The 18,172-nt window shown below is 59.7% G+C and carries 17 protein-coding genes and 1 pseudogene; 10 read left to right on the top strand and 8 right to left on the bottom strand.

The window, feature by feature from the left end:
* Positions 1 to 8: 8 nt before the first annotated feature.
* From AC1Q6I_RS16340 to AC1Q6I_RS16325, 4 genes are all read right to left on the bottom strand, one after another.
* Positions 9 to 620, bottom strand: a complete 612-nt coding sequence (locus AC1Q6I_RS16340) for a phage baseplate assembly protein V (protein WP_024073734.1) — start codon at positions 618 to 620, stop codon at positions 9 to 11.
* Positions 621 to 623: 3 nt separating this feature from the next.
* Positions 624 to 1,139, bottom strand: a complete 516-nt coding sequence (locus tag AC1Q6I_RS16335; protein WP_024073733.1) for a hypothetical protein — start codon at positions 1,137 to 1,139, stop codon at positions 624 to 626.
* A 21-nt stretch (positions 1,140 to 1,160) separates the two neighbouring features.
* Positions 1,161 to 1,505, bottom strand: coding sequence for a phage holin family protein (locus AC1Q6I_RS16330; RefSeq protein ID WP_024073732.1), 345 nt, complete (start codon positions 1,503 to 1,505; stop codon positions 1,161 to 1,163).
* 593 nt (positions 1,506 to 2,098) lie between these two features.
* Entirely contained in the window at positions 2,099 to 2,833 is a 735-nt protein-coding gene (locus AC1Q6I_RS16325; RefSeq protein WP_024073730.1) for a LexA family transcriptional regulator, read from the bottom strand.
* A gap of 198 nt (positions 2,834 to 3,031) precedes the next feature.
* Between AC1Q6I_RS16325 and mutS the strand changes: the two genes are divergently transcribed.
* Both mutS and fdxA read left to right on the top strand, forming a co-directional pair.
* Positions 3,032 to 5,623, top strand: a complete 2,592-nt coding sequence (gene mutS / locus AC1Q6I_RS16320; protein WP_024073729.1) for a DNA mismatch repair protein MutS — start codon at positions 3,032 to 3,034, stop codon at positions 5,621 to 5,623.
* A gap of 142 nt (positions 5,624 to 5,765) precedes the next feature.
* A complete protein-coding gene (gene fdxA, locus AC1Q6I_RS16315) occupies positions 5,766 to 6,089 on the top strand; it encodes a ferredoxin FdxA (protein WP_024073728.1) in 324 nt (107 codons plus the stop codon).
* Positions 6,090 to 6,550: 461 nt separating this feature from the next.
* Here the strand turns inward: fdxA and apbC are convergent, their stop codons facing one another.
* Entirely contained in the window at positions 6,551 to 7,645 is a 1,095-nt protein-coding gene (gene apbC / locus AC1Q6I_RS16310) for an iron-sulfur cluster carrier protein ApbC (protein WP_024073727.1), read from the bottom strand.
* Between the two features lie 172 nt (positions 7,646 to 7,817).
* Here apbC and metG point away from each other — a divergent pair, with 172 nt between their 5' ends.
* From metG to AC1Q6I_RS16270, 8 genes and pseudogenes are all read left to right on the top strand, one after another.
* Positions 7,818 to 9,869, top strand: coding sequence for a methionine--tRNA ligase (gene metG / locus AC1Q6I_RS16305; protein WP_069075357.1), 2,052 nt, complete (start codon positions 7,818 to 7,820; stop codon positions 9,867 to 9,869).
* A 103-nt stretch (positions 9,870 to 9,972) separates the two neighbouring features.
* Positions 9,973 to 10,545 carry an Rnf-Nqr domain containing protein gene (locus AC1Q6I_RS16300; RefSeq protein WP_041161112.1) on the top strand — a complete coding sequence of 191 codons (573 nt, stop codon included), beginning with the start codon at positions 9,973 to 9,975 and terminating at the stop codon, positions 10,543 to 10,545.
* Positions 10,546 to 10,562: 17 nt separating this feature from the next.
* A pseudogene (gene rsxB, locus AC1Q6I_RS16295) lies at positions 10,563 to 10,934 on the top strand (electron transport complex subunit RsxB); the annotation flags it as partial.
* Between the two features lie 556 nt (positions 10,935 to 11,490).
* Positions 11,491 to 12,450, top strand: a complete 960-nt coding sequence (locus tag AC1Q6I_RS16290; RefSeq protein ID WP_102624423.1) for an RnfABCDGE type electron transport complex subunit D — start codon at positions 11,491 to 11,493, stop codon at positions 12,448 to 12,450.
* Positions 12,447 to 13,031, top strand: a complete 585-nt coding sequence (locus AC1Q6I_RS16285) for an RnfABCDGE type electron transport complex subunit G (protein WP_024073722.1) — start codon at positions 12,447 to 12,449, stop codon at positions 13,029 to 13,031. Before AC1Q6I_RS16290 ends, AC1Q6I_RS16285 begins: the two co-directional genes overlap by 4 nt.
* Positions 13,024 to 13,518, top strand: a complete 495-nt coding sequence (locus AC1Q6I_RS16280; protein ID WP_102624424.1) for an Rnf-Nqr domain containing protein — start codon at positions 13,024 to 13,026, stop codon at positions 13,516 to 13,518. Before AC1Q6I_RS16285 ends, AC1Q6I_RS16280 begins: the two co-directional genes overlap by 8 nt.
* A 25-nt stretch (positions 13,519 to 13,543) precedes the next feature.
* Positions 13,544 to 14,182, top strand: a complete 639-nt coding sequence (gene nth / locus AC1Q6I_RS16275) for an endonuclease III (protein ID WP_024073720.1) — start codon at positions 13,544 to 13,546, stop codon at positions 14,180 to 14,182.
* Between the two features lie 107 nt (positions 14,183 to 14,289).
* Positions 14,290 to 14,472 carry a PA3496 family putative envelope integrity protein gene (locus AC1Q6I_RS16270; protein WP_024073719.1) on the top strand — a complete coding sequence of 61 codons (183 nt, stop codon included), beginning with the start codon at positions 14,290 to 14,292 and terminating at the stop codon, positions 14,470 to 14,472.
* A gap of 73 nt (positions 14,473 to 14,545) precedes the next feature.
* On the opposite strand, the gene AC1Q6I_RS16265 is transcribed toward AC1Q6I_RS16270, so the two are convergent.
* From AC1Q6I_RS16265 to AC1Q6I_RS16255, 3 genes are all read right to left on the bottom strand, one after another.
* Positions 14,546 to 15,178: a response regulator transcription factor gene (locus AC1Q6I_RS16265; protein ID WP_017844627.1), complete on the bottom strand. Its 633-nt coding sequence runs from the start codon at positions 15,176 to 15,178 to the stop codon at positions 14,546 to 14,548.
* Between the two features lie 611 nt (positions 15,179 to 15,789).
* A complete protein-coding gene (locus tag AC1Q6I_RS16260; RefSeq protein ID WP_024073718.1) occupies positions 15,790 to 17,007 on the bottom strand; it encodes an argininosuccinate synthase in 1,218 nt (405 codons plus the stop codon).
* Between the two features lie 129 nt (positions 17,008 to 17,136).
* Positions 17,137 to 18,045: a flagellar protein MotY gene (locus tag AC1Q6I_RS16255; RefSeq protein ID WP_024073717.1), complete on the bottom strand. Its 909-nt coding sequence runs from the start codon at positions 18,043 to 18,045 to the stop codon at positions 17,137 to 17,139.
* Between the last annotated feature and the right edge of the window lie 127 nt (positions 18,046 to 18,172).

Below are 18,172 nucleotides of genomic sequence, written 5' to 3'. Positions count from 1 at the left end.
GCAAATCCTTATGCGCTGCTGATCACACGGCCCTGGTGATCCACCAGTGGGCCGCTCAAGTGCACACCGCCAGCGTCCAGCAGCAGGCCGACGGCACCGAGTTGCACAGCGATGTGATCGGCCGTCATTTGCAGGGTGGCGGGGCCGACTTTCACCTCGACCTGTTCGCGGGAACCGCTGAGGGTCGTGGGGCCGTTGGCCCAGTTGAAGGTGTGGCTGGCGTCGTCGTAATCGCTCTGGGTACCGTCCTGATAACGGCGTCGGGTCAATGACGCAACGCTGGAGACCGGCGGAAACAAGCTACTGTTGAGGCCGAAGAGGGCTACAGACTGCGCACCGCCCTCTCCACCGCCATAGTTGAGCAACAGACATTGCTCCCCCACGGAAGGAATGCGGGTTTCGCTCTGCGCCCCGGCACTGGGGTTGAAGAAGCGGATCGCCGGGCTGAGCAACTCACCGTGGCTGACCTTGCAGGTATTGCCGGCGGCGTCGACCTCCTGGCACACGCCAATGCGGCAGAAACTATCCGCGCGTCGATACAGGTCTTCGAGCTGGGCTTCCATTTCCGCCAGGCGCTCGATAATCGGCCCCAGTTGCATGCGTAACAATGCGTCGAACATGGCCTACTCCTGCAACGGGCGATATTGATCCGGATCGTCGATGTCCGAGACTTCCCAGGTGCAGGCAAACAACGGCGTACCTGTGGGATCTTCGAGCAGCGACGGGCCGAAATAGAGGTTTTGGGTGAAGGACACGGTCCAGCTGTCGTAGTCCGTTTCGTTACCGGTGAGTACCGTCGGTGCCGCGACGATGGCCGTGGGCAGGTCGCACTGATCAGGCGGCAGGCCCCAGCGGTTATCCAACGCCAGGTCCATCAATTGGCTGGCCAGGTCACAGGCGTCAAAAGCAGTAGCCCCGCTGGCAACCGTGACGCGGAGTGAAACCGCCAAGGCGTGGGCCTTGCGCCCTTCAAAGGAGCGAACGTCGGGGCCGTTGCGCTCCACGGTAATCAGCACACCGGTTCGGTCGCTGGCGCCCTGGAAGTCTTGATGATTGCCGACGCGCAATAGTGGAAAGGCGCGCTTGAGCGCTTCCCCAATCGCCACGGGGAGCTGGGAAGGTTTTTCGATAAGTGTCATGTAGTCGCGTCCTTGCAACGGTTACGGCTGATCCGGGCGGGAAGGCGGGGTCTCGTTGACCCCGATGCGCTTGGCCGCCCAGCGTTCATAGAGGCCGATGGCAACGTCGGCCCCCGCCATGGCGGTCAGGCAACCAATGGCGCCGGCAGTCCAGATCGACATCCCCGCGGCGTAGCACAGCATCAATGCCGACACCCCGCAGACCATGCATGCTCCCGACCGCAGGGCCAGGCGCCGCACCAGCGACCAGCCCCGCGCGCCCTCCTTGTCGGCGCGCCACATTTCGCCGGAGACCCCGCCGACCAGGGCCAGTACGATCACCAGCCAGATAGGCATTTCCGCTAACGCTTGCTGCTCGTTTGTCATGTCACGCCTCCTGGCTGAACAATGCCGGCAGAGTGCCGGCGCTTGGGTAATTCCATGTGTAGGTAGGCATTCCAAAAAGCCCGGTTACCCGGGCTTTTCAGTAATGCGGTCCTCGGTCTTTCGGCGCTACTGGCGCGGTACGGACCTTTCCTCGATGTTTTTCCGACCACGATCCCTGTCTGCCGGATAACTGCTTCTGGTGCTTTACGCTGCACACCCGGGTCAGTTGCCAACCCTCTGAACCGTTGAGGCCGATTCATCGCTGCCTGTTCGTTGAAGCGGTGTCACTAAAGAGCGTCGGCATCCTTGCCGGTGTTACCTGGCATCCTTGCCATCGCTCTGATGGCGTCCTTGCCGATGTTGCGTGCCTTCCTTGTCTTCCTTGGCAGCATCCTTGCCGCCTCCACCAAGCCTTGTTGGCTGGCTTGGAACAAAGAATATGCATGTATGCATATACAGTCAATGCACAAATGCATTTATTTTCAGCAAAGAAATGCATAGATGCATTTTCAGCCTTATGGGCAAAGGGTTGACGATTTTGTGCAGGCGAAAAAAAGCCCGCTCGATAGCGGGCTTTGTCTTACACAAGGTGGTTAACGGGCGTACATGCCCCACCAGAACACATGACCCAGGATGCTGATTTGCTCATCTTGGATGTCCTGGAAGCTGTAGTCCTCGTCCGGGTGCTCATCGCGGTTGAAACTGCGCAGGCGAATCCCGGAAGGCAGGCGGTAGAGCTGTTTCACCCGCAGTTGGCCGTTGTGATTGATGGCGTACAAGTCGCCATCAACGATGTCTCCAATGGCGCTCTTGCCCGCATTCACCCCCACCGTCGCGCCATCGCGCAACACCGGCAACATACTGTTGCCGCGTACCGTCACGCATTTGGCCTGGTCGAACTGCACACCGTTATGCCGCAGGCTGCGCTTTCCAAAACGCAGGCTGGCCTTCTCACTTTCTTCGATGACGAATCTTCCTGATCCAGCAGCCAATTCAACCTCGCGCAGAAAGGGGATCGACACCTCGTCGTCATTCACAGGGGTGTCGTCATCCCACAGGCTTATGTCCTTGAGTTCCGAATGCATCGGGTCGCGTCCATCATCACGCAAAGCACCCACGGCTGCGCGCCCGCGCAGTTGGTCGGTGCTGACGCGAAAATACTCGGCGATGCGGGAAATATGCTTGTCCGACGGATCAACGATCTTGCCGCTGAGGATCCGGGACAGTGTGGATTGAGGCACGCCGGTACGCCGGTGAAGCTCCGTGGGGGAGATCCGGTCGCGGTCCAGCAGCTCTCTTAAGACGATAGAAACGTTGCGTTTTTGCATAACGCGGATAGTGACGGGAGTTTTTTGGGTTTGCAAATGCTAATTTGCATATTTTATGCACATGCCATGCCGCCGCGCCTACCCGCTTGCGACCTGCGAACCCCGGACCTCGCGTGTTAACCTTGCGCCCATCGCAAAAAATGCTGGGCCGAGCGCCCCCTTTGCCCCACCACTTTCAACGAATTTGCCTACTATCCAATGAGTAAAAACACGTCCGATCTGTCCTCCCACACCCCGATGATGCAGCAGTACTGGCGCCTGAAAAACCAGCACCCTGATCAGTTGATGTTCTATCGCATGGGCGACTTCTACGAGATCTTCTATGAAGACGCGAAGAAGGCGGCCAAATTGCTGGACATCACCCTGACCGCGCGCGGGCAGTCGGCAGGGCAGTCGATTCCGATGTGTGGGATTCCTTACCACTCGCTGGAAGGCTACCTCGTCAAACTGGTGAAGCTGGGCGAGTCGGTGGTGATCTGCGAGCAGATCGGTGACCCAGCTACCAGCAAGGGGCCGGTTGAACGTCAGGTGGTGCGCATTATTACGCCGGGGACGGTGAGTGATGAGGCGCTGCTGGATGAGCGACGTGACAACCTGATCGCCGCCGTCCTGGGCGATGAGCGTTTGTTCGGCCTTTCCGTACTGGATATCACCAGCGGCAACTTCAGCGTGCAGGAGATCAAAGGTTGGGAGAACCTGCTGGCGGAGCTGGAGCGCATCAACCCGGTGGAGTTGTTGATCCCGGATGACTGGCCAAAAGACTTGCCGGCAGAAAAGCGTCGTGGGACCAAGCGTCGCGCGCCGTGGGATTTCGAGCGTGATTCGGCGTTGAAAAGCCTGTGCCAGCAATTCTCGGTGCAAGACCTCAAGGGCTTCGGCTGTGAAACCCTGACCCTGGCCATCGGCGCCGCCGGTTGCCTGCTCAGCTACGCCAAGGAAACCCAGCGCACCGCCCTGCCGCACTTGCGCAGCCTGCGTCATGAGCGACTGGACGACACCGTGGTGCTCGATGGCGCGAGCCGTCGCAACCTGGAGCTGGACACCAACCTGGCCGGTGGCCGCGACAACACGTTGCAATCGGTAGTGGACCGCTGCCAGACCGCCATGGGCAGCCGCCTGCTGACCCGCTGGCTGAACCGCCCGCTACGCGACCTGACCGTCCTGCAAGCGCGCCAGACGTCGATTACTTGCCTGCTGGACGGCTATCGCTTTGAAAAGCTGCAACCGCAGCTCAAGGAAATCGGCGATATCGAGCGCATCCTGGCGCGGATCGGCCTGCGTAATGCGCGGCCCCGTGACCTGGCGCGCCTGCGCGACGCGCTCAGCGCGCTGCCGCAGTTGCAAGTGGCAATGACCGAGCTGGACACGCCCCACCTGCAACAACTCGCCGTCACAGCCGGCACCTACCCGGCACTCGCGGCGTTGCTGGAAAAGGCCATTATCGACAACCCGCCGGCAATTATCCGCGATGGCGGCGTACTCAAGACCGGTTACGACAGCGAACTGGATGAATTGCAGTCCCTGAGCGAAAACGCCGGGCAGTTCCTGATCGACCTGGAAGCCCGCGAAAAAGCGCGCACCGGCCTGGCCAACCTCAAGGTCGGCTACAACCGCGTGCATGGCTACTTTATCGAGTTGCCGAGCAAGCAGGCCGAGTCGGCGCCCATCGATTACCAGCGTCGCCAGACCCTCAAAGGCGCTGAGCGCTTTATCACGCCAGAGCTGAAAGAATTCGAAGACAAGGCGCTGTCGGCCAAGAGTCGCGCCCTGGCCCGCGAAAAGATGCTCTATGAAAACCTGCTTGAAGACCTGATCAGTCAACTGGCGCCGCTTCAGGACACCGCCGCTGCCCTGGCAGAGCTGGATGTACTGAGCAACCTTGCCGAACGCGCGCTGAACCTCGACTTGAACTGCCCGCGGTTTGTCAGCGAGCCCTGCATGCGCATCGTGCAAGGTCGCCACCCGGTGGTGGAGCAGGTGCTCACCACGCCGTTCGTCGCCAACGACCTGTCGCTGGATGACGATACGCGCATGCTGGTCATCACCGGTCCGAACATGGGCGGTAAATCCACCTATATGCGCCAAACCGCCCTGATCGTGCTGCTGGCGCATATTGGCAGCTTCGTACCGGCGGCCAGTTGCGAACTGTCCCTGGTGGACCGCATCTTCACGCGGATCGGCTCCAGCGATGACCTGGCCGGTGGCCGTTCGACCTTTATGGTGGAAATGAGCGAAACCGCGAATATCCTGCACAACGCCACCGACCGCAGCCTGGTGCTGATGGACGAAGTCGGTCGCGGCACCAGCACCTTCGACGGCCTGTCCCTGGCTTGGGCGGCGGCCGAACGCCTGGCGCACCTGCGCGCCTATACGCTGTTCGCCACCCACTATTTCGAACTGACCGTGTTGCCGGAAAGCGAGCCGTTGGTGGCCAACGTGCATCTCAATGCCACCGAGCACAACGAGCGCATCGTGTTCCTGCACCATGTGCTGCCAGGGCCGGCCAGCCAGAGTTACGGCCTGGCTGTGGCGCAACTGGCGGGCGTGCCCAACGACGTAATCGCCCGCGCCCGCGAGCACCTCAGCCGCCTGGAGGCCACGGCCCTGCCCCACGAAACCGTGGTCGCGAGCCCGAAAAAAACCAACAGCAAAACCAGCGCGCCACACCAGAGTGATATGTTCGCCACCCTGCCCCATCCGGTACTGGAGGAGTTGGCAAAGCTTGACCTGGACGACTTGACGCCGCGAAAAGCGCTGGAAATGCTCTATACACTGAAGACACGGGTCTAACGCAGACGCTTGCAAGCTGATATTATCTCGCGCGGTTTGGGATGCTGCGGGCTTTTAGCCTGGTCCGCAGACTATCGCTCTCGAACCTCGCGAGCCCCACCATAAGGGGTTTCGCTGCCGCCGCCTGAGGAGAAAATTAGAAATGACCTTCGTCGTCACCGACAACTGCATCAAGTGCAAGTACACCGACTGCGTAGAAGTGTGTCCGGTGGACTGCTTCTACGAAGGCCCGAATTTCCTGGTCATCCACCCGGACGAGTGCATTGACTGCGCCCTGTGTGAGCCTGAATGCCCGGCCGTCGCTATTTTCTCCGAGGACGAAGTCCCGGAAGACATGCAGGAATTTATCCAGTTGAACGTCGAGCTGGCTGAAATCTGGCCGAACATCACCGAGAAGAAAGAACCGCTGCCGGACGCGGAAGAGTGGGATGGCAAAAAAGGCAAGATCAAAGAACTCGAGCGCTGACAGCGTCGCAGTCCAAAAAAAAGGCCCTTCCGGGCCTTTTTTGCGTTCAGGGGCAGACGCTCACTTTTCTTCAGGCAAAAAAAAGGGGCGGTATGACCCGCCCACATTTTTTCCCTAGTCCCTTTATTCCTTTTCATCATCCTGATGAATCGCATCCTGCGACGTTCCTTCAAGCCATCGTTCCTTGATGGCCGTGCCAATCCGTGGACACAGGGCTGATCTTAGAGAGTTCCCGGCGAAGTTCAACGCGATCCAACCGCTGGACTGACAGCTATCATTGCTCGAGACACAATAAATAGTTGTTATATTTCAATCAGATAGAAAAACACTCCGGTATTTAGAGGCGCTACGGGCGGGCAAAAAAACCAAACACTTACGTAAAAGTAAGCGAATGCTTACACGCGCCATTGCGTAAAAGCGCAATTCGCCGCTTTGGCAGTCCCGACTCGATCCTGCCCCCCTCAATCTTCACTGACAGTGATAGTCGGCATGGCCTGCGTCGCAGCCTCTTGCAGCACGATTCGTGCGCCGACATGGCGGGCCAGCTCCTGATAGATCATCGCGATCTGGCCATCGGGCTCGGCCGCCACGGTAGGCTTGCCGCCGTCGGCCTGCTCGCGAATACCCATCGACAACGGCAATGAGGCCAGCAGTTCGACGCCATACTGGGTCGCCAGCTTCTCGCCTCCCCCTTCACCGAACAAGTGCTCGGCATGGCCGCAGTTGGAGCAGATGTGCACCGCCATGTTCTCCACCACACCCAGCACCGGGATATTGACCTTGCGGAACATCTCGACGCCTTTCTTCGCGTCGAGCAGCGCCAGGTCCTGGGGCGTGGTCACGATCACCGAGCCAGCCACCGGGACTTTTTGCGCCAGGGTCAGTTGGATATCGCCCGTGCCCGGCGGCATATCGATCACCAGGTAGTCCAGGTCGCCCCAGGCAGTCTGCGTGACCAGTTGCAGCAGTGCGCCGGACACCATCGGCCCGCGCCAGACCATCGGCGTGTTGTCATCGGTGAGGAAGGCCATGGACATCACTTCCACGCCCATGGACTCAATCGGCACAAACCATTTCTGGTCCTTGACCTTCGGCCGCGTGCCCTCGGCAATGCCGAACATCACGCCTTGGCTCGGGCCGTAGATATCGGCGTCAAGAATGCCCACCCGCGCACCTTCACGGGCCAGGGCCAGGGCCAGGTTGGCCGCCGTGGTGGACTTACCCACACCGCCCTTGCCGGACGCCACTGCGACCACGTTCTTGACGTTGGCCAGGCCTGGGATCTGCGCCTGGGCCTTGTGCGGCGCGATCACGCACCGAATGTCGACCTTGGCCGCCCCCACGCCGTCCAGGCCTTCGATGGCCATTTGCAGCATCTGCGCCCAGCCGCTCTTGAACAGGCCGGCGGCATAACCCAGTTCCATCTGGACCGACACCTGATCGCCCTGGACCTCGATGGCGCGTACACAGCCGGCACTGACCGGGTCCTGGTTCAAATAGGGGTCGGTGTATTGGCGAAGAACGGCTTCCACCGCTGCGCGATTGACGGCGCTCATGGGCTACTCCCGAAAAAAGACTGACTGAAACAGGCGGCTATCCTAACCGTTCCAGCGGCTTAACGGCATGCTTTCGAAGACAGGGAAGATGCTGAAACAACGCCACGGGGTGAAATAAATTTCCCGGCGCTTTATAGTGGCCGACCTCCGTTTCATCAAGTAGCCGAGCCCCATGTCCGAGCCACGCAAGATCCTCGTCACCAGCGCCCTGCCCTATGCCAATGGTTCCATCCATCTTGGCCATATGCTTGAGTACATCCAGACCGATATGTGGGTGCGCTTCCAGAAGCATCGCGGCAATCAATGCATCTATGTCTGCGCGGACGACGCCCACGGCTCGGCCATCATGTTGCGCGCCGAAAAGGAAGGGATCACCCCGGAACAACTGATCGCCAATGTGCAGGCTGAACACAGCGCCGACTTTGCCGACTTCCTGGTGGACTTCGACAACTTCCACTCGACCCACTCCGACGAAAACCGCGAGCTGTCGAGCCAGATCTATAAGCGCTTGCGCGACGCCGGGCACATTGCCACGCGTTCGATCACGCAGTATTTCGACCCGGAAAAGAAAATGTTCCTGGCCGACCGCTTCATCAAGGGCACCTGCCCAAAATGCGGCACCGAAGACCAGTACGGCGACAACTGCGAAAAATGCGGTGCCACCTACGCACCGACTGACCTGAAGAACCCGCGTTCGGCTATCTCCGGCGCCATCCCGGTGCTCAAGGATTCCCAGCACTTCTTCTTCAAGCTCCCGGATTTCCAGCAGATGCTGCAAACCTGGACCCGCAGCGGCACCCTGCAGGACGCCGTGGCGAACAAGATCGCCGAATGGCTGGACGCAGGCCTGCAACAGTGGGACATCTCCCGCGATGCGCCGTACTTCGGCTTCGAAATCCCCGACGAGCCAGGCAAGTACTTCTACGTGTGGCTGGACGCGCCGATCGGCTACATGGCCAGCTTCAAGAACCTCTGCGCCCGCACGCCGGAGCTGGACTTCGACGCTTTCTGGGGCAAGGACTCCACCGCCGAGCTGTACCACTTCATCGGCAAGGACATCGTCAACTTCCACGCCCTGTTCTGGCCAGCCATGCTCGAAGGTTCGGGCTACCGCAAGCCAACCGGCATCGCCGTACACGGTTACCTGACGGTCAATGGCCAGAAGATGTCCAAGTCCCGTGGCACCTTTATCAAGGCGCGCACCTACCTGGACCACCTGTCGCCGGAATACCTGCGCTACTACTACGCCTCCAAGCTGGGCCGTGGCGTCGACGACCTCGACCTGAACCTGGAAGACTTCGTACAGAAGGTCAACTCCGACCTGGTGGGCAAAGTCGTCAACATCGCCAGCCGTTGCGCCGGGTTCATCCACAAGGGCAACGCCGGTGTGATGGTGGCGGAAAATGCCGCGCCGGAACTGACCGAGGCCTTCCTGGCCGCCGCGCCAAGCATTGCCGATGCCTATGAGGCCCGCGACTTTGCCCGCGCGATGCGCGAGATCATGGGCCTGGCCGACCGTGCCAACGCCTGGATCGCCGACAAGGCACCGTGGTCGCTGAACAAGCAGGAAGGCAAGCAGGCTGAAGTCCAGGCGATCTGCGCCACCGGCGTCAACCTGTTCCGCCAGTTGGTGATCTTCCTCAAGCCCGTGCTGCCATTGCTGGCCGCCGACGCCGAGGCGTTCCTCAACGTCGCGCCGCTGACCTGGAATGACCATGCCACCCTGCTCGGCAACCACCCGCTGAACGAGTTCAAGCCGCTGATGACCCGCATCGACCCGGTAAAAGTCCAGGCCATGACCGACGCTTCGAAAGAAGACCTGGTCGCCAGCCAGACCGATACCGGCGAATCGACGCCAGCGGGCAACGGTGAACTGGCCAAGGACCCCCTCTCCCCGGAGATCGAGTTCGACGCCTTTGCCGCCGTGGACCTGCGCGTTGCGCTGATCGTCAAGGCCGAAGCCGTTGAAGGTGCCGACAAGCTGCTGCGCCTGACCTTGGATATCGGTGACGAGCAACGCAACGTGTTCTCCGGGATCAAGAGCGCCTATCCGGACCCTTCCAAGCTCAATGGTCGCCTGACCATGATGATCGCCAACCTCAAGCCGCGGAAAATGAAGTTCGGTATTTCCGAAGGCATGGTGATGGCGGCTGGCCCTGGCGGCGAAGAAATCTACCTGCTGAGCCCTGACAGCGGCGCCAAGCCGGGTCAACGCATCAAGTAAGCCCGGCGAAACAGCCCTGTCGTTACGGCGACGGGGCTTTTCAGCTAGTACCCCCTTCTCGCTTGCCGGATAATCAGGCCCTGTTTGCTTAACCGGCATGACCATGACCGATATGTTCCTCACCCTTGTCAGCGCCGCCCTGATCAGCAACTTCGTGTTGCAGATGCCGCTGGCGGTCGACCCGGTGCTGGCCCTGGCCTCACGCCAACGGCTGCATGCCCTCGGGATCGCCACCACCCTATTGATGGTGCTCAGCGGTGTGCTGGGTTATCTGCTGGACCACTATCTGTTGCAGCCGTTCGCATTGACGACACTGCGGCTATTTGTGTTTTTGCCGCTGACCGCGCTGTTGATCCACCCGGTGCTCAGCCTGCTGACGCGCGTGCGCCCCGCCCTGGTAACCAACGGTCTGTGGCCACTGCTGCTGGGTAACGCCGGCGTACTGGCCGTGGTCGTGATGGGCACACAAAATGATAAAGGCGTGGTGCACATGGCCGCATTGAGCCTGGGCGCCGGGCTCGGTTTCTGGCTGGTGCTGAGCCTGTTCAGCGACTTGCGCCAACGCATCGCCGACAACGACATCCCCCTGCCTTTTCGCGGTCTGCCGGTCGAACTGATCAGCGTCGGGCTGATGGCAGTGGCTTTCTTCGGCTTCAACGCAATGTTCAAAGCATGAACCTGATTCAACGTATCGACGCGCTGCTGCCGCAGACTCAATGCGGCAAGTGCGGCCACCCAGGCTGCAAGCCTTACGCCGAAGGTATTGCCCAGGGTGAGGCGATTAACAAGTGCCCGCCGGGTGGGCAGGAAACCATCGCCGGGCTGGCACAGTTGCTGAAAGTGCCGGTGCTGGAACTGGACGCCACGCGGGGCGAGGCACCCGCGCAGGTTGCGTATATCCGCGAAGCCGAGTGCATCGGTTGCACCAAGTGCATCCAGGCATGCCCGGTGGACGCCATCGTCGGCGCCGCCAAGCTGATGCACACGGTGATCATCGACGAATGCACGGGTTGTGACCTGTGCGTCGCGCCCTGCCCGGTCGATTGCATCGAAATGCACCCGTTGCTCACGGCGCTACCCATCGTCGGAGGCCTCGCCACCAACGAAGACCAACGCCGTCAGCGCGGCCTCAAGCGTGATCGTGCACGACGGCGCTTTGAGCAACGCAATGCACGTCTGCGACGGGAAGAAGCGCTCAAGATCGCCGAACGCCTGGCCCGGACCAGACACACCGCTGCGCCGGAGCCAGTGCAGGTCGATAAAGCCCAGGCGGCGAGGGAGGCAGCGGTCAAGCAAGCGAAAATCAGCGTGGCCATGAGTCGCGCCCAACTGCACAAATCCTTGAAGGCGTTCGGGCATCCACCGACGTTTGAGCAGCAGTCGCAATTGATCGTGCTGCAACAGCAGTTCGAGGCCGCAGAGCAGGCACTTGCCGCGCTGGAGTTGAACAGCACCCCCAAGGCTGCAGCCCCCAGCAATACCGCCGAACTCAAGCGCGCCAAGATCCAACTGGCCATGCGCCGCGCAGAGCTGAAGAGAGCCCAGGATCAGAAGGCCGACCCGCAGCAATTGGCCGAGGCGCAAGGCAAGCTGGATGAGGCACAGCGCCTGGTGGACGCCCATGACAACGCCTGATCCGCAGCAGGCCTTGCAGCGCGTGTTGCTCGCAACGCTGCCAGGCGTCGTGGCACTGTGCTGGTGGTACGGATGGGGGGTGTTGATCAATTTGATCTTGGCTGGGGGATGCGCGCTACTGGTGGACGCGGGTGTCGACCGCCTGCGAGGACGGGGCGTTCGTGACCTGAGCAGCCTGGTCAGCGCCACACTGCTGGCCCTGGCCCTGCCACCTTATTGTCCCTGGTGGCTGTGTGTAGCCGCTGTCACCGGAGGGTTGCTGCTGGGCAAGCACTTGTATGGTGGCAATCGAAACCCATTCAATCCGGCCATGGTCGGGTACGCCCTGATGCTGGTGGCCTTTCCCCAACCCATGAGCCACTGGCCGGCGCCCCATGGCCTGGACCTGCTGGCCGGCGTCAATCAGGTTCTGGGCCTGCACGGCGCGGCGCCGGATGCCTGGGCCCAGGCCACCGCCTTGGATGCCCTGCGAATCAACAAGAGCCTGACCATCGACGAGCTGTTCGCGCGCAGCCCGGCATTTGGGCATTTCGGCGGCAGGGCCAGCGAGTGGGTCGGCCTGGCCTATCTCATGGGTGGCCTCTGGCTGTTATGGCAGCGCGTGTTCAGCTGGCATGCACCCGTTGGCATGCTGGGCAGCCTGTTTGTGATCAGCCTGCTGTGCTGGAACGGATCGGGTTCGGATTCCCATGGCTCGCCGCTGTTTCATCTGCTGACCGGCGCCACGCTTCTCGGCGCCTTTTTCATCATCACCGAGCCGGTGTCGGGCCCCAGGAGCCCGCGGGCACGCCTGCTCTTTGGCGCGGGCGTAGGCGCGCTGACCTATCTGATTCGCACGTGGGGCGGTTACCCGGACGGGGTAGCCTTCGCAGTACTGCTGATGAACCTGGCCGTGCCCGCGCTGGAGCGCCTGGTAGCACCGAAACAGCCGCAGGTGAATGCATGAGAGTCACCCGAGGCCTGCTGTTGGCGCTGCTGATTAGCATGGGCGGCATCGCCTTGACCTTGGGGCTGCAGCACCTGACCGCCGGCCATGCGGCGCTCCAAGCCCAGACGCAACAGCGTCAGGCCCTGCTCGACCTGCTACCCGCGGACCGCTACGACAACCAGCCCTTGGACCAGGCGCTGGCGATCGCTCCCCAACCCCTGTCAAACAGCCAGCTTCAAGGTGGCTACCTGGCAACCCTGGCCGGCCAGGCAAGCGCCGTGATCCTGCGGTTACAAGCCAACGGCTACGGCGGGCCGATTGAACTGCTGGTGGCCATCGACCGCGACGGTAAGCTGCTGGCAATCAAACCGCTGGCGCACTCGGAAACCCCAAGCCTTGGTGGCCATATCAGTGAGCCCGGCAACCCTTGGCTGGCCGCCTTCAAAGGCCGCACCCGCAGCGACCTGAAAGACCCGACATTCGATCAGATGGCAGGCGCGACCCTGACTTCCCGCGCGGTGTCCAATGCCGCCCACGATGCGCTGCGTTTTTTCGACGAACATCGATCTGCATTGCTGGAGCACGCGGCCCATGACTAAAGCCTTTGGCCTGGCCAATACGCTGATGCTGACACCGTTGATCGGAGTGAGTGACACGCTGCCCAAGGCCCTGAGTTTCCTGGGGCTGTCCGTGCTAGTCGTGACGCTGTACGGCCTGGTCATGGCAGGCGTGCGATCCCGTCTCAGCGCCCCCTTACGATTGATTGCCAGCCTGATGCTGGCCGCGACCCTGGTCAGTGTCGTGCAGTTACTGTTGCAGGCATTTGCACTCACGACCTATCAGCAACTGGGCTTCTATCTCGCCATGATCAGCGTGCAATGCGTAGTACTGGAACACGGCGGCTTCTTCGCGGCCGGCCAGCACAAGGCACGCCTGCGGCTGTTTGGCCTTTTCGCCGCCCTGCTGATACTGCTGGGGTTGCTACGCGCCGGTACCGCCACCACATTCATGCCTGCCGGGTTTATCCTGCTCGGGTTACTGCTCGCAGGGTGCCAAGCCTGGGCCCACTACTCGAAATCACGCTGACCGCCAGCAAGGAGCCGCCCGCCCCATGAACGCCGCAAAACGATTGGAAATTTTTCGTAGGCTTCACGAAGACAATCCGGAACCCAAGACCGAACTGGCCTACTCATCGCCATTCGAGTTGCTGATTGCCGTGATTCTCTCGGCCCAATCGACCGATGTGGGCGTCAACAAGGCCACGGCCAAGCTATTTCCTGTGGCGAACACACCCGCGGCGATTTATGCCCTGGGCGTTGAGGGTTTGTCCGAGTACATCAAGACCATCGGCCTGTACAACAGCAAGGCCAAGAATGTCATCGAGACCTGCCGCCTGCTGGTGGAGCGGCATGGCGGTGAAGTACCGCAAACACGCGAAGCCTTGGAAGCGCTGCCCGGCGTGGGCCGCAAGACGGCCAATGTGGTGCTCAATACGGCGTTTCGCCAGCTGACAATGGCCGTGGACACACATATTTTTCGTGTCAGCAACCGCACCGGCATTGCACGTGGGAAGAATGTGGTGGAAGTGGAAAAGCAGCTGATGAAGTTTGTTCCCAAGCCCTATCTGCTCGATTCGCATCATTGGCTGATCCTGCACGGGCGTTATGTCTGCCAGGCGCGCAAGCCACGCTGCGGCAGCTGTCGCATCGAGGACCTGTGCGAGTACAAGGAAAAAACCTCCGACGATTGAGGAATCATTGATTTTTACGATCAGTCGATTGAAAAAATCTTTTTTACCCATCCATGGATTATCGTTATAAGGAGCGCCAACGGCAGTCTTAGCCCGGAGTTAACCTTATGAGCACTGGCAAAGAACAACTGGAAGTGGATGACGACCTCGTTGAGTCGGATGACGACGGGGCAGAAACACCTGTAGTAGAGGTGGCCAAGACCAATCTAAGCAAACGCCGCACTATCGACAATCTCCTGGAAGAGCGACGCTTGCAAAAACAGCTGGCCGACTACGATTTCGACCTCTGATAGAGCCGATGACGGCCGGAAGCCTCCCTTGCGGAGGCTTTTTTCTGCCGATCTACCTTGATGACGCCCTCCCCTATACCAGCCCGTTGCGCTGGGCCAACTCGATCAAGTCGACCAGGGAGCGTGCATTGAGCTTGAGCAGCAAGCGCGTTTTGTAAGTACTCACGGTCTTGTTGCTGAGGAACATGCCATCGGCAATCTCCTTGTTGGTTTTACCACGCGCCAATTGCTGCAATACCATCATCTCCCGGCCGGAGAGACGCTCGACCATGTCCGCCTCACTGGCGTTGCCCATGGTGGAACGTACCGAGTTCAGCGCCTGATTCGGGAAGTAACTGTAGCCGGAGAGCACCGCCTTGATAGCACTCAGCAACTCTGTCAGGTCCTGCTGCTTGCACACGTAGCCGGCCGCCCCTGCCTGCATGCAACGCATAGAGAAATGCCCGGGTGCCTGCGATGTCAGCACCAGCACCTTGAACGGCGTGGCCTGTTTGGTGGAGGACAGTCGACAGATAACTTCCAGACCATCCAGTTTGGGAATTCCAATATCCAGTATGACAATGTCCGGCATATGCTCCCGCGCAAGTTGCAACGCATCGACACCGTTATCGGTCTCGGCAACGACCTCATAACCATGGCGTTCCATTAGCATACGCACAGCAAGACGAATGACGGGATGATCATCCACGATCAGCACTTTATTCATGAGAAAGTCCAATTTCGCTGTTCGAATTATTCAGAGCAAGCACAATAGCCTAGTCGTTTCCTAGTTGGCATAGCATTCCCCCCTGAGCAACAGCAAGCAGAGACCCAACCCACAACCAGATAGGAATTAACCTACAAAAAATCACCAACGCGGATGTATCGAGTTTTATGGAGCCTTTCAGACCTTTCCGGGGGCACACATATTTTGAGTGAAATATCCAATACATAAGGGGGTGAAGGTAAACGTGGCGCACAGGAGTTTCAGGAAACGCCCCTTGTTTGTCGCCTTCACGCGTACGAGCTGGCAAAAAAAGCCTGACTCTTTCAGTTCCATTTAACATATCTACTTACACCCTAATTTTCCTACAGAACTTTCTGCGTCTTACAACTGCCCCGCACTTTTATGAGTGAATTTTCTGTAAGACATAGTTCCTGATCAGGTGTAAATAATTCATTCATACCTTTAAAAACAGCTACGCCCGCAAACTCAACTTTTTAAGCGCTTAAAATTCCGCATTAAACACTGCTTAAACATATGGAGTTCCCACCTTTTTCAAGGCAAAAAAAATGGCCCCTTGAAAAAGGGGCCATCTTTCACACCATCTTAAAGACTCAGAACAACTTGCGACCCTTGTTGGCCGCAATGCGCATGCGCAGTGCGTTCAACTTGATGAAGCCTGCCGCGTCCGCCTGGTTGTAGGCGCCGCCATCTTCTTCGAAGGTGGCGATATTGGCGTCGAACAGCGATTCATCAGACTTACGACCAGTAACGATCACATTGCCCTTGTACAGCTTCAGACGTACAACGCCGTTCACGTGGACCTGGGAAGCATCGATCATCTGTTGCAGCATCAGGCGCTCAGGGCTCCACCAGTAGCCGGTGTAGATCAGGCTGGCGTACTTGGGCATCAGCTCGTCTTTGAGGTGAGCCACTTCGCGATCCAGGGTGATGGATTCGATGGCGCGGTGAGCGCGCAGCATGATGGTGCCACCCGGGGTTTCATAGCAGCCACGGGACTTCATGCCCACGTAGCGGTTCTCGACGATGTCGAGACGGCCGATACCGTGCGCGCCACCGATACGGTTCAAGGTCGCCAGCACGGTGGCCGGGGTCATTTCGACACCGTCCAGCGCGACGATATCGCCGTTGCGGTAGGTCAGTTCCAGGTATTGCGGCTTGTCGGGAGCGTTCTCCGGGGAGACGGTCCATTTCCACATGTCTTCTTCGTGCTCGGTCCAGGTGTCTTCCAGCACGCCGCCTTCATAGGAGATGTGCAGCAGGTTGGCATCCATCGAGTACGGGGATTTCTTCTTGCCATGACGCTCGATCGGGATTGCGTGCTTTTCAGCGTAATCCATCAGCTTTTCACGGGACAGCAGGTCCCACTCACGCCAAGGAGCAATCACTTTCACACCAGGCTTCAGCGCGTAGGCGCCCAATTCGAAGCGTACCTGGTCGTTGCCCTTGCCGGTGGCACCATGGGAAATGGCGTCAGCGCCGGTTTCGTTGGCGATTTCGATCAAGCGCTTGGCGATCAGCGGGCGTGCGATGGAAGTACCCAGCAGGTACTCACCTTCGTAGACGGTGTTGGCGCGAAACATCGGGAAAACGAAATCGCGGACGAACTCTTCGCGCAGGTCGTCAATGTAGATCTCTTTCACGCCCATGGCTTGCGCCTTGGCACGTGCAGGTTCGACCTCTTCGCCCTGACCCAGGTCAGCGGTGAAGGTCACCACTTCACAGTTATAAGTATCCTGCAGCCACTTGAGGATCACCGAAGTGTCCAGGCCGCCGGAATACGCGAGAACGACCTTGTTTACGTCGGCCATGCCATCACTCCACGGGGTTTTACGGAAAGGCGTCGATTCTACCGACCAAAACCGTGAATTTACAGGGGCGCGACAGCAAATGAAGATAAAGCGACAGATTATGTCGACCGAGCGACCGATGGTCGCACCTTATGACGTGGCAGCAGGGTTGCTGGGGGCCTTGGCCTGGGGCGCCGTTTTGTCCGGAACGGCAACGCGCTCGAGCTGAATGTTCACGCGGCGGTTACGGGCGCGGTTGGCGGCGTTGGTATTAGGCGCCAGGGGGTAGCTTTCGCCATGGAAGCGCATCGTGATCTGCGACTCCTGGATACCATTGGCCTTGAAGTAGTCCATCACCGCCAGGGCACGCCGGCGCGACACATCGCGGTTGGTCAGGCGATTGCCGCTGTTGTCGGAGTGGCCGTTCAACTCGATATGGTTCACCGTCGGGTCGGCTTTCATGAACGCGAGAATCACCGCCAGCTTGCGCTTGGCCGCAGCATCCAGTTCGATGCCACCACCGGGGAAGCCGATTTCGGTCTGTTTGACCTGATCGTAATTCATCGGTAACAGCTTGGCGGTGCACAGTTGATAGTCGTTATAGGCCTTGTTGAATTTCACCGGTAACAGGCGAATTTCCGAATAGCCGCCCTCGCGGGCGTAATGCCGCACGGTCGGGCTGCGCCCCTCGAGCAAACCGGTGAACAGGCGCCCGGCCTGGGCCTGGGAACTGTTGAACAGAACATCGCCACTGCCCGCGTGCACGGCGCCGAGGTTGATATCGCCCCGGCCCGGTTGCCAGGGCGCAGCGGCCGCCAGCAACGTGGCCGAGCCCGCGCCCAACGCGCCGCTGTAGGCTTTCAAACGGAACGTGGCCTGCTCGCCGGCCCGGCGCACGAACTCACCCGAGCCGAAATCGGTGATCGGCTGGGTCAGGCGGCACTCGAATTGGTCGCCTTCCACCTTCCACTCAATATTTTCCAGACGTGTCTGGAACGTGAGGGCCATCGCAGGCAGGCTGGCGAACACACTGAGCAGGGCTAGATAATGCTGGCGCACGGGAGGCTCCACTGGTTTCTACAACACTTCAAAGCGTCATACATCGTTAAGGCATACCCAGGGATATCGGTCGCATCCTGCAAAACTTGATAGCGAGTGCCTGCAAGAGTCTTTTCCGGTAGCATTC

The sequence above is a fragment of the Pseudomonas sp. MPR-R2A5 genome, assembly GCF_058793055.1.
Note: the sequence above shows the minus strand (reverse complement) of the source record. Positions and strands in the feature narration are given on the sequence as shown.

Excerpts from the sequence above, each read along its gene's own strand:
- AC1Q6I_RS16340 (WP_024073734.1), bottom strand. The coding sequence starts at position 620 with ATGTTCGACGCATTGTTACGCATGCAACTGGGGCCGATTATCGAGCGC.
- AC1Q6I_RS16335 (WP_024073733.1), bottom strand. The coding sequence starts at position 1,139 with ATGACACTTATCGAAAAACCTTCCCAGCTCCCCGTGGCGATTGGGGAA.
- AC1Q6I_RS16330 (WP_024073732.1), bottom strand. The coding sequence starts at position 1,505 with ATGACAAACGAGCAGCAAGCGTTAGCGGAAATGCCTATCTGGCTGGTG.
- AC1Q6I_RS16325 (WP_024073730.1), bottom strand. The coding sequence starts at position 2,833 with ATGCAAAAACGCAACGTTTCTATCGTCTTAAGAGAGCTGCTGGACCGC.
- mutS (WP_024073729.1), top strand. The coding sequence starts at position 3,032 with ATGAGTAAAAACACGTCCGATCTGTCCTCCCACACCCCGATGATGCAG.
- fdxA (WP_024073728.1), top strand. The coding sequence starts at position 5,766 with ATGACCTTCGTCGTCACCGACAACTGCATCAAGTGCAAGTACACCGAC.
- apbC (WP_024073727.1), bottom strand. The coding sequence starts at position 7,645 with ATGAGCGCCGTCAATCGCGCAGCGGTGGAAGCCGTTCTTCGCCAATAC.
- metG (WP_069075357.1), top strand. The coding sequence starts at position 7,818 with ATGTCCGAGCCACGCAAGATCCTCGTCACCAGCGCCCTGCCCTATGCC.
- AC1Q6I_RS16300 (WP_041161112.1), top strand. The coding sequence starts at position 9,973 with ATGACCGATATGTTCCTCACCCTTGTCAGCGCCGCCCTGATCAGCAAC.
- AC1Q6I_RS16290 (WP_102624423.1), top strand. The coding sequence starts at position 11,491 with ATGACAACGCCTGATCCGCAGCAGGCCTTGCAGCGCGTGTTGCTCGCA.
- AC1Q6I_RS16285 (WP_024073722.1), top strand. The coding sequence starts at position 12,447 with ATGAGAGTCACCCGAGGCCTGCTGTTGGCGCTGCTGATTAGCATGGGC.
- AC1Q6I_RS16280 (WP_102624424.1), top strand. The coding sequence starts at position 13,024 with ATGACTAAAGCCTTTGGCCTGGCCAATACGCTGATGCTGACACCGTTG.
- nth (WP_024073720.1), top strand. The coding sequence starts at position 13,544 with ATGAACGCCGCAAAACGATTGGAAATTTTTCGTAGGCTTCACGAAGAC.
- AC1Q6I_RS16270 (WP_024073719.1), top strand. The coding sequence starts at position 14,290 with ATGAGCACTGGCAAAGAACAACTGGAAGTGGATGACGACCTCGTTGAG.
- AC1Q6I_RS16265 (WP_017844627.1), bottom strand. The coding sequence starts at position 15,178 with ATGAATAAAGTGCTGATCGTGGATGATCATCCCGTCATTCGTCTTGCT.
- AC1Q6I_RS16260 (WP_024073718.1), bottom strand. The coding sequence starts at position 17,007 with ATGGCCGACGTAAACAAGGTCGTTCTCGCGTATTCCGGCGGCCTGGAC.